General features: G+C 51.9%; 8 protein-coding genes and 1 pseudogene. 2 read left to right on the forward strand and 7 right to left on the reverse strand.

What is annotated here, in order from left to right; genetic code table 11:
• Positions 1 to 526 precede the first annotated feature (526 nt).
• A complete protein-coding gene (glnA, locus tag HMPREF2981_RS07495; protein WP_004004983.1) occupies positions 527 to 1951 on the reverse strand; it encodes a type I glutamate--ammonia ligase in 1425 nt (474 codons plus the stop codon).
• A gap of 190 nt (positions 1952 to 2141) precedes the next feature.
• Here glnA and HMPREF2981_RS07500 point away from each other — a divergent pair, with 190 nt between their 5' ends.
• Complete coding sequence (locus HMPREF2981_RS07500; protein ID WP_004004982.1) at positions 2142 to 2591, forward strand: RDD family protein; 450 nt, start codon at positions 2142 to 2144, stop codon at positions 2589 to 2591.
• A gap of 110 nt (positions 2592 to 2701) precedes the next feature.
• Here the strand turns inward: HMPREF2981_RS07500 and HMPREF2981_RS07505 are convergent, their stop codons facing one another.
• The 3 genes and pseudogenes from HMPREF2981_RS07505 to lipB all read right to left on the reverse strand — a co-directional run.
• On the reverse strand, positions 2702 to 3421 hold the full coding sequence (locus HMPREF2981_RS07505; RefSeq protein ID WP_048753778.1) for a DUF4191 domain-containing protein: 720 nt from the start codon (positions 3419 to 3421) through the stop codon (positions 2702 to 2704).
• Positions 3422 to 3686: 265 nt separating this feature from the next.
• Positions 3687 to 4694: a lipoyl synthase gene (lipA, locus tag HMPREF2981_RS07510; protein WP_004004979.1), complete on the reverse strand. Its 1008-nt coding sequence runs from the start codon at positions 4692 to 4694 to the stop codon at positions 3687 to 3689.
• 208 nt (positions 4695 to 4902) lie between these two features.
• A pseudogene (lipB, locus tag HMPREF2981_RS07515) lies at positions 4903 to 5610 on the reverse strand (lipoyl(octanoyl) transferase LipB); the annotation flags it as partial.
• A gap of 564 nt (positions 5611 to 6174) precedes the next feature.
• Between lipB and HMPREF2981_RS07520 the strand changes: the two are divergent.
• Complete coding sequence (locus HMPREF2981_RS07520; RefSeq protein ID WP_246825386.1) at positions 6175 to 7254, forward strand: serine/threonine-protein kinase; 1080 nt, start codon at positions 6175 to 6177, stop codon at positions 7252 to 7254.
• A 143-nt stretch (positions 7255 to 7397) separates the two neighbouring features.
• Here HMPREF2981_RS07520 and HMPREF2981_RS07525 read toward each other — a convergent pair whose 3' ends face one another.
• From HMPREF2981_RS07525 to lpdA, 3 genes are all read right to left on the reverse strand, one after another.
• Positions 7398 to 7745 carry a hypothetical protein gene (locus HMPREF2981_RS07525; protein ID WP_070662051.1) on the reverse strand — a complete coding sequence of 116 codons (348 nt, stop codon included), beginning with the start codon at positions 7743 to 7745 and terminating at the stop codon, positions 7398 to 7400.
• A 151-nt stretch (positions 7746 to 7896) separates the two neighbouring features.
• A complete protein-coding gene (gene sucB / locus HMPREF2981_RS07530; RefSeq protein WP_070662054.1) occupies positions 7897 to 9537 on the reverse strand; it encodes a 2-oxoglutarate dehydrogenase, E2 component, dihydrolipoamide succinyltransferase in 1641 nt (546 codons plus the stop codon).
• Between the two features lie 166 nt (positions 9538 to 9703).
• Positions 9704 to 11086 carry a dihydrolipoyl dehydrogenase gene (gene lpdA, locus HMPREF2981_RS07535; protein WP_004004973.1) on the reverse strand — a complete coding sequence of 461 codons (1383 nt, stop codon included), beginning with the start codon at positions 11084 to 11086 and terminating at the stop codon, positions 9704 to 9706.
• Between the last annotated feature and the right edge of the window lie 23 nt (positions 11087 to 11109).

Here is an 11109-nt window from a genome sequence, read left to right on the forward strand (position 1 = left end):
ATTTTGTAAGTATTCCACATTATGGCCACTGAGGGAGTCAAGTACCTTGTGGAGCTGTTCTTTCTGAGTGGGGAAACTTGCGAATAGGTCTATCTTCTCAGTGTTTACTAGTTAAGGAAGGCTACCATGCTAGGCAATGCCGCAGTGTATTGTCAATATGAAAGCACAACCGGAATATACAAATTCTGGAAAGGTTAGTATGTGTATGCTCGCCATGAGCATAATCTATGATGAAGCAAAGGCAGATGAAAAACTATAAGAATATCTAAAAATTATTATAAAGCTAATAAATGTGTTTGTCAGAGGTCATATTCTTAAACTCTCAGGACCTGTCATTATGAGTTTTTGATATGCACATATATCGGACATTAGGTTCCGTTACGCTAGAAAAAAGAGAGCTCTTTTGCTCTATTTATATCTTAGGGTCAGAGATGCAGACCTAGCTTCTATGACAAAGACATTAACGAGAATGCTCCATCCCTCATTATATGAGAACATGGAGCATTCTAACTTCTGCAACTAACGGTTAGACACCGTAGTACAGCTGGTATTCCAGTGGATGCGGAATCAATGAGAGCGGTTCAAGCTCATTGGTGCGCTTGTAATCGATCCACGCCTGAATAAGATCCTCGGTGAATACGCCGCCTTCGAGCAGGAAGTCGTGGTCTGCCTCAAGCGCGGCCAGCGCTTCCTCAAGGTTAGCGGGGGCCTTCTTGATATCCTTGGCCTCTTCGGCGGGCAGCTCGTATAGATCCTTGTCGATCGGTGCTGGTGGCTCAATACGGTTGCGAATACCATCCAAACCGGCCATAAGCTGTGCCGAGAACGCGAAATAGGGGTTACATGAGGGGTCAGGGGCACGGAACTCCAGGCGCTTAGCTTTCGGATTGGCGCCAGTAATCGGAATGCGAATACCGGCAGAGCGGTTACCCTGCGAGTACACCATATTTACGGGGGCCTCGTAGCCAGGCACAAGGCGCTTGTAAGAGTTAACGGTCGGGTTGGTAAACGCCAACACAGCGGAGGAATGCTCAATCAGACCGCCGATGTACCAGCGAGCGATATCGGAGAGATTTGCGTACCCACGCTCATCGTAAAAGAGTGGCTCGCCGCCTAACCACAGTGACTGGTGGCAATGCATCCCCGAACCGTTATCGCCGAAGACAGGTTTCGGCATGAAAGTCACCGACTTGCCCCACTCATCGGCGGTGTTCTTGATAACGTACTTAAACTTCAACAGGTCGTCGGCGGCATTGGTGAGGGTTGAGAACTTGTAGTTGATCTCTGCCTGTCCAGGGGAACCGACCTCGTGATGGCTGCGCTCAACTTCGAGCCCAACCTGATCCATCGCTACGCACATAGCATCACGTAGATCGGCTTGCTTATCGACAGGGGAGACCGGGAAATAACCGCCCTTGATAGGGGTCTTATTACCAAGATTTCCGCCTTCTTCCTTGCGGCCGGTGTTCCAATATGCTTCATCGGAATCGATTTTATAGAACACGGAATTGGGCTCTACCTGGTAACGGACATCCTCAAAGACGAAGAACTCGGCTTCAGAAGCAAAGAACGCGGTATCGGCAACGCCTGTGGACTGCAAGTATGCTTCAGCGCGTTCGGCTACACCGCGAGGGTCACGGTGGTAGGGCTCACCGGTGCGGGGATTCACGATAGAGCAGATAATAACAAGGGTTTTTTCAAGACGGAAAGGATCAACATACGCCGACTTAACATCAGGAATAAGCTGCATATCAGACTCGGCAATGCCCTGGAAACCACGAATAGACGAGCCATCGAAAAGCTGACCGTTGACGAAGAAATCCTCGTCGATCGCCTTCGCCGGAAGGTTAAAGTGCTGCTGCACCCCGGGCATATCGGTGAATCGAATGTCGACGAAGACAATTTCGTCGCTCTTAATAAAATCGAGAACTTCTTGGGGACTGGTAAACATACGGACTGCTCCTCGTGGTGTTTTGTCCTTGGTGTCTGGTGTGGCGCCCAGTTTATGAGTTGTGCACCACTATCTAGCATAGGGGGTATTTTTTGCTCTGTCGTGTCTATTATGTTTCGGTAGTGTTACAAAGTTGCAGATGTGGTAGGGTGGCGTACGTTTAGGAAAGAGATACAGGATAATAGAAGCCATGATTGAACGTGACGATCTTGGGTCGTGGATCAATGGCGCGCCCAGTAACCAAAAATACCCCGGAGAGATCATGGGGAGACCAGAAACAGGACCTGGTGCTATAGCCCGTCCAATGCGCCGCCTCCTAGGTTTCATCATAGATTGGTATCTATGCTTGGGTCTTGCGTTTCTGCTAGTCGGAGGCCAAAATGTACAAATACATGGTCTAACGACACTAGGAATTTTTCTGCTGTACCTGATCGTACTCGTGGGATTTATGGGGCACACTCTGGGGCATTTTCTGGTTGGAGTCCAGGTGCAAACTCTAGATGGCAGGCCCGCTGGTTGGAAGCGAGCCCTTATCCGAGCTGTGCTGACCATGCTAGTGTTGCCCACCGTAATTTTAGATGCGAATTCACGCGGTCTTCACGATCGCGCGGCAGGAACTATACTTGTGCGCATCCGCTAGATGCGAACTGTATTGCCGGAGAGCTTATATTGTTTTCCGGGTATTAGACAGAAAAGCTGAGCCCCGACCTCACCATGATGTCGGGGCTCAACCATAGGATGTACCGTTTCTTAACGCCCACGCATTGCGCGACGATCGGGCCGCACACGGTTCGGGTCTATACCCTTTGGAATGCTGTTCATGGGGTTACGCACATGGTTGAGGGTACTAAGACGATTAGAAACTCCCTGAACTTCTTGCTGAGTCAGGGCTTTAGGCAGCTTGTTCATAGTCTTGACGACATCTTTCAACTCAACCTGATTTTCGTCGTGACCGGTCTCAATCACGTGTACGGGAACACCAGGAACTACGCGGTTAAGATGTTTCTTCTCATTTTTCACAAGGTTCTGCACACGAGATGACGGGCCCTCGGTTACCAGCACAATCCCCGGCTTACCGAGACCACGAAAAACAAGATCCTGATTGCGGTTCGCAGCTACAGGCTGCTCTTCCACAATCCAGCCACGGCGCACGGAGTTCATGGCGGCACCCGCACGCCCAGGTTGTCCTTCGATCTGCGTGAATGCTGCTTTTTGCGCGCGACGACCCAGAATAATCATGGCGGCAAGAACGCCAACCGCAAGACCAAGAATAATAAAAGTGATGATGTTGTTGAGTAACGCGCCGATCAGGACAAAAACAAGCAGGGTAACGACCACTGCAAGAAGCAGAATCCACCCGATATTCGGGTCAGATTTTTTGGTCATCTGGTAGACCTGCTTCATCTGGGCAAACGTACCCGGAGATTTATCTTTCTTCTGCTTTTTCTTCTCTTCGCGCTTTTCTGCCACGGTGCTTCCTCTGGACAACGGGTAGGAAAATGCAGTATAAGACTGCAGTATTTATTCTATCTTAGATTGTTCTTGACCTGGATGCCCGTGCATTCTCCTAAGGAAAAACTCACCCAACAGCCAAACCCTGCAGATGCGCCTAAGGTTTGGCGCTTGGCCACTCATTTTTTTGGGTAAACAAAGTCAAAGTCCCCCGGTTTGTAATCTTTAGGAAGAAACGAGCCGGGGAACCTTCTAAATCTATGTCTCTGCGGACTGAACTATTCTAGAAACCCGCTGCGACGAGGGAAGAAGCCTCTTGCAAAGCCGCACCACCATCTTCGATATGCGCAAGGTTTTCTGGAATCTCATAGCCGTTCTTCTTCATCGCGCGTGCCCACAGACGACCGGCACGATATGAGGACCGAACCATCGGACCAGCCATAACGCCAGCAAAACCGATGGATTCTGCCATAGCTGAGAACTCCAGGAATTCGGCGGGCTTCACCCAACGCTCAATGGGATGGAAAAGGGGACCGGGGCGCAGATACTGAGTCAGGGTGATAATATCGCATCCGGCGTCGTACAGATCGCAGAGCGCCTCGTAAATCTCATCGTTAGTTTCACCCATACCCAGAATCAGGTTGGACTTCGTGACCATGCCAGCCTCTTTACCCTGGGTGATCACATCGAGTGATCGCTCATAACGGAATGCCGGGCGGATCTGCTTAAAGATACGCGGCACAGTCTCTAAGTTGTGCGCAAAAACCTCTGGACGTGCATCAATGACTTTCTGCACATGCTCTGGCTTACCCTTGAAATCAGGGATCAGCATCTCAACACCGGTATTGGGGCACATCTTGTGAATCTGACGTGTAGTCTCTGCGTAGAGCCAGGCACCGCCGTCTTCAAGATCGTCACGTGCCACACCGGTCACCGTGGCATAACGCAAACCCATAACCTTAACATTTTTAGCGACTTTGAAGGGCTCAGCGTAATCAACTGCAGCAGGTTTACCAGTCGCAATATTGCAGAAATCGCAGCGGCGAGTGCATTCGGAACCGCCAATAAGGTAGGTTGCCTCGCGGTCTTCCCAACACTCGTAGATATTAGGACAGCCAGCTTCCTCACACACTGTATGAAGCCCCTGGCCCCGGGCCAGTTCCTTCATTTCATTGTATTCAGGCCCCACAACGGCTTTGGTCTTAATCCAGTGAGGCTTCTTCTCGATGGGAACCTCAGCATTGCGAGCCTCGACGCGCAGCAGCTTGCGGCCTTCAGGCTTAATGCTCATGTGTGTTGCTCCTTCTAACTGGATGCGCCCTCGGTTTAAAACGGGCTGAAACCTATTTTACGCCCGCATCATGCAGGCGAAAAACACTGTGGCGTGGATTATGGTTTATTTGTCTTTAAGTCTTGTTTACGCACACAAATCTCTATTCGGATTACCCGCCGAATATCGATAAGCAGCACTGACAAGGTGAAATACTTGAGTCTTGTGGCTACGCAGCCGTCTCGTGTGCCACCTTGTGCTCCTGCGGAACAAGGGGCTCAAAAGGCATTGCCAAACGATCCTGATACTTAATAAGCTCACGCTCAAGGGTCTCTAGAATATCTGCCGGGGTTACTGTACGACCGAGCTGCTCTGAGATTGTTGTGACGCCAGCATCCGTAATACCGCAGGGAATGAACTGCATGAACGGCGCGGTCTCATTGCAGCAGTTAATGGCGAACCCGTGCATTGTGGTTTGCTTTGAAACGCGAATCCCAATAGCGGCGATTTTCTTATCCGGTGTAATACCATCGCCTAGAATCCATACGCCACTGCGCCCTTGCACTCGTTCGCCTTTGATGCCAAGCTGAGCGAGCACATTCATAATAATTTCTTCTAGGAGGCGCACATACGCTACTACATCAAGAGGCTCAGGAAGTTTCAGAATGGGATACCCCGTCAGCTGGCCGGGACCATGCCACGTAAGTTTTCCGCCGCGGTCAATTTTCACGACTGGAGTTGAACGGTCTGTGGGGTACTCATGATCTTCAGTGCGCTTGCCAGCCGTAATCACGGGCTCATGTTCGAGCAGAAGAATAGTGTTTTGCCGAGCGCGTGCCGCTACCTCTGCATGAAGGCGAGATTGCATATCAAGGCTCTCAACATAATTCACATAGTCAGGGGCAAACCCCACACGTTCAAGTATTACGGACATAGCTTCTACCTTAGTACCGGAACGACCACGATAAAAATTAGGGCTTCCTGATTACACGTGCTCTGGACCGCAGCATCGCTCTAGGAAAACAACTCGTACTTTGTGTGACAGATTATGACGTCATAAACAAGGCAGAAGGCGAGCAGAAACGCGTTATACAGCATGAAAATCGCTAAAAACCTTGTTCCTGTGGATAACTTTCACGGTGCTTTTCTAAAATCCGGTACATCTAGAGTTATGAACACCGATAGCATCACATACCTTGAAAATCTTCACGAAGAACCAAACCTGAGTATTTGGACAGTTAAGATACATGCAAATAGAGATTCATCGGTTAAGAATCGTATACTTCCCAAACAATTAGCCCCGGGGCTTTACACCCTTGCGATAAGTCATGATTCTCAGCAAATACCATCGCACCAGATCAAAAAACTTTGCGGTTTACCGCCCTTACCCGGTGTCGCCACTGTACTAGCCGTAACGCGGGACGAAAGGCAGTCGTCTGGCACAGAGACAGGAACTTATTATTGGTACGAACCGGTTGAGGCAGGATCACTCGAATCCCTTGTGCAGGCACGTGGAACCTTACCGCTCGCCGAGGTTGCGACCTTGGCACACCACATAGGATGGGGTCTCAAGAGCTTACATGCGGCGCATATCTATCCTGAGCATCTAGAGCCTCAGCACGTGATGGTAACCGTTGCTGGACTCCCCGAGTTTCTTTGTCTGCCCAGTTCTGTCAAAGCGAGTAAACGCCAGCCGGATGAACATGAACATGTCGGAGTTCATGATTTTGTGGCTCTTCTGTGGTATGCGCTCACCGGAGAGTCGCCTCGGCAGACTCATCAACGCATTCCGCTGCCGCTCCTTGCCGATGTACCGCAGACATTGGGAACCGAGCTTGAGCGTCTGCTTGATGATCCTAAGGCCACTGCACAGGAGGTTCTTGACGCATTCAGCGCATTCCAGACGCAGCCTCTCAACGCTTATACCAGCGCGCCTGAGTCAGTACGGTCTAAACTCCCTGTTGCTTCGCGAGAACCGAATACCGTTAAAAGCACTAAGACCCTGCCCAAGGTTAGACATCAGAACGCTCAAAAACTTATAGGGAAGAGTACTCTCAAAGTTGGGCATAGCCGTGGACATTCAAAGGCTCGTAATTTTACGACCCGCAAACTCGTGATTCTGGGGGTTGGGAGTCTCATAATCTTAGGAGCTGGAGCAATAGCCGGGGCAATCTGGGTTCCGGAAGCTATGCATCATCACGAGTCTCACGCTACTCAGCCTGCCGTTGTGAGTACTCCGCAGGATGAGCAGGCTATTCTCACTCAGGTTATAGAGGAGCGCAATCAGTCGTTGAGCTCCCAGGGGGCGGCGACGCTGAAACTGCGCTCATTGACCCGTATTCTGCATAGAGACTCTGACTCTTTAGGAATAACCGCAGAAGTAGAGTCGCCCGGATACGCCCCAACGGATGCGGAGCAGAAAGAATCCGGTGTTCACCTTGTGGACGGCGTGCCGGTGCAGACAGTTATCTTTGAGCTGCATCGCGACGAGGGGGTATGGCGTATTGTCACGGCAACACCAGTCACGGATGAAACACCCAACGAGCCCGATGCGCAGCCTACGGTCGTCCGTGAGCCGTGAATAAAATAACCACCAGGGGAGAGCTGCATATAGATGAGGCGGCTGCGAGTTCAAGCGTGTAGCTCTTAAAAATATATCCCCGGTAGGTCTATAAAAACTACCGGGAACATGGGCAAGAGCATTCTGCCGAAGTGAAGAGCTGTTTAGTGCCAGATGGTGGCAACGGCAACATTAATGACGGCAAGACCGCCCACTGCATGCGCCAAGCCTGTTGAAATTGGTTCTCCCGCCTTGTACTTGCGTTGACCGATGAATGCGGCAATAGCGATGCCCAATGCAATAAGAATTTTGACCGCAATCTTAATGTGGTTAGGGCTGCCGGTAACCTCAGCAATTCCTACCAGGAGTAGGCCTGTTACGAGCATCAGAAGCGATGCGTGAAACTGCCCGGGCAGAACTTTAGGTGTGCGAAAATGAGCAATCCAGAGCCCAATAATAATCGCGGCACCTATGATGTGCAAAAACACAAGAACGTTGTTGAGAAGAAACATAGCTAATATTCTGACACTCTGTCACTATAATGTCTACTTTAATAAAAACTCGGCATAACGACGGAGAATAAAAAATAAAAAAAAAGGGGTGCGTTGGCTTATACGCCAACACACCCCTTGAAACACGATGCTACATCATGCCAGGACCCCTTTAGAGACCGAGCTCAGCCTCAAAGTTTGCCTCTTCCAGGCGAGTCTTGAGGGTGTACAGGAAGCGACCTGCATCCGCACCATCGACCACGCGGTGATCGTAGGTGAGGGAGAGGTAGCACATGGAGCGAATCGCAATTGAATCGTTGCCATCAACGTCCTTAACCACCATGGGGCGCTTCACGATGGAGCCGGTACCCAAGATCGCCACGTTCGGCTGATTGATAATCGGGGTATCAAACAGAGCCCCAAAGGAACCGATGTTGGTGATGGTAAAGGTGGAGCCGGTCAGCTCTTCGGGAGCAATGTCGCCGGTGCGTGCACGTCCGCCCAAGTCGCCAATTGCCTTAGCCAAGCCAGCGATGCCGAGATCCGATGCGTTCTTGATAACGGGAACGAGCAGACCCTTGGGGGTATCTACAGCGATCGCGACGTTCTCGGAGTCGGGGTAGGTAATCTGCTTCAGGTCCTCGGTCATGGAAGCGTTCAGTGCGGGGTGCTGCTGCAGAGCCTCGGTAACAGCCTGTGCGAAGAAAGGCAGGAAGGTCAGCTTTGCGCCCTCGCGAGCGAGGAAGCCGTCCTTAGCCTTGGCACGCAGCTGTGCCACACGAGTCATATCCACTTCGGTAACCTGAGTCAGCTGAGTGGAAATATCAAGGGACTCACGCATACGTTTTGCAATAACCTGGCGAATGCGTGCGGTCTTTTCGACGGTACCACGCTTGGGCGAAACTTCGAAGGTATGTGCTGCCTTGGGAGCACCGTCTGCGGCGGGAGCTGCCGATGCAGCGGCAGCAGCAGGAGCAGTCGAGCCCTTAGCGGCAATAGCTGCCTGAACATCCTGCTTGCGGATACGACCGCCTACGCCGGTGCCCTTCACAGTGGACAGGTCAATACCATTGTCTTTGGCGAGCTTACGAACCAGCGGGGTTACGTATGCTTCGCCATCGGCGGCGGGAGCCGCCGGGGGAGCGGGGGTGTCGGGTGCAGAAGCAGGAGCTGCAGGCGCAGCGGGAGTTGCAGGAGCCGGTGCAGCAGGAGCAGCTGCGGCGGAAGAATCACCAATGATGGCGAGAACCTGGCCGACCTCTGCTTCCTCGTCTTCTGGAATCCGAATTTCGAGCAGGGTACCTGCCACGGGCGAAGGAATCTCGGTATCGACCTTATCGGTAGAAACCTCTACGAGAGGTTCGTCAACCTCGACCTGCTCGCCGACTTCCTTCAGCCAGCGGGTCACGGTACCCTCAGTGACGGACTCGCCCAATGCGGGAAGAGTTACTTCCTGACCGGATACAGAGCCAGCAGCGGGCGCCGCAGCAGCTGCGGGTGCCTCAGGAGCGGCAGGGGCGGATGCTGCAGGAGCCTCAGCAGCGGGCGCGGCAGGTGCAGCTGCGGGAGCACTGGAACCATCGCCAATGACAACGAGAGCAGCGCCAACCTCAATATCTTCGTCTTCTTCCACCAAGATCTGCTCAACAACGCCTGCTACGGGCGAGGGGATCTCGGTGTCGACCTTATCGGTAGAAACCTCGACAATAGGATCGTCCACAGCTACAGTGTCGCCGACAGCTACAAGCCAGCGGGTCACGGTGCCTTCGGTCACGGATTCGCCCAATGCGGGCAATTCTACGGTGTGGGACATATCTCTTCCCATTCTCCTTGTGAATGCTTGAACTAGAAAAACTTTTACTGGGCAAGGCCACCCGCGCATAATTTTCGTGTGATAACAAAACACGGGGTAACTCTCTGCCCTGGTGATAGGGCATCTCAGTCTATTGTGACATACCCATAATTTGATAAGGCGATAATTAGCCGTGTAGCGGGGTACCGTTCAGAGCCATGGCAGCCTCACCCAAAGACTCATTCTGAGTCGGATGAGCGTGGATAAACTTAGCAACATCCTCGGGGAATGCTTCCCAATCAACCCACATCTGAGCTTCGCCGATCTGCTCGCCCATACGCTTACCGATAGCATGAACGCCTACGATCGGACCGTCCTTTTCACGCACGACCTTGACGATGCCGGAAGCACCCAAAATTGAGGACTTGCCATTGCCAGCTAGGTTGTATTCGGCAACTTCAACATTGTCCTCACCGAATTTCTCCTTCGCTTTCGGCTCGGAGTAACCCACAGAAGCAATCTCAGGATCGCAAAAGGTCACCTTCGGAATATTAACATCGGGGACAACGGTGGGGTTCAAACCAGCAATTTCTTCGGCAACAAAGATGCCCTGCTGGTAACCACGGTGTGCAAGCTGAACGCCAGGAACAATGTCACCCACAGCATAGATATTTCCAACACCGGTGTGCAGGCGCTCGTTAGCAAGCACGAAGCCACGATCCATGGGGATACCTTGCTCTTCGTAACCCATATTTGCAGTGTTGGGGCCACGGCCAACAGCAACGAGCACGATGTCGGCCTCAAATACCTTACCGTCTGCCAGGGTTACCTTTGCACCGTTAGCGTCCTGCTCAACCTTCTCAAAGAAAGTACCAGTATTGAACTTGATGCCGCGCTTCTTGAAGGCACGCTCAAGGACCTTGATGATGGCGGGATCTTCGTTCGGAACGAGGTTGGGCAAACCCTCGATAATAGTGACGTCTACGCCCATAGCTTTCCACATGGAGGCAAACTCACAGCCAATGACGCCGCCTCCGAGAACGATAGCGCTCTTCGGCAGGTAGTCCATTTCAAGAGCCTCGGTGGAGGTCAGAACTCGACCTTCAATAGGCAGGCCAAAAGTCTTAGAAATAGAGCCGGAAGCAAGAATAATATTCTTGCCCTTGTAATCCGTACCGTTGACGGTCACGGTATCTTGAGCGGTCAGCTTGCCTTCACCAGCGATAACCTCTACGCCCTTCATCTTCAAAAGACCGGAGAGACCCTTGAATTTACCCGCGACAATACCATCTTTGTAATCGCGTACCTTACCCATTTCGATGGACTCTAGGGTGGCGTTTACGCCTACTTTAGAGGCTTCACGAGCGTCCTCCGCCAATTCTGCGGCGTGTAGGTATGCCTTCGTCGGAATACAACCGGTGTGCAGGCAGGTGCCGCCTACTTTTTCCTTTTCAACGAGGCCAACGGTAAAACCCAGCTGGCGCGCGCGCAGAGCGGCAGAGTAACCAGCGGAACCGCCGCCAAGGATGAGGATGTCGAATTCTTGAGCCACGATGTTGCTCCCTTGCATAGATTGTGGGGCTGTAACCCCGG

It is taken from the genome of Rothia sp. HMSC069C01 (genome assembly GCF_001814655.1).
In the GTDB taxonomy this organism is placed as follows: domain Bacteria; phylum Actinomycetota; class Actinomycetes; order Actinomycetales; family Micrococcaceae; genus Rothia; species Rothia dentocariosa.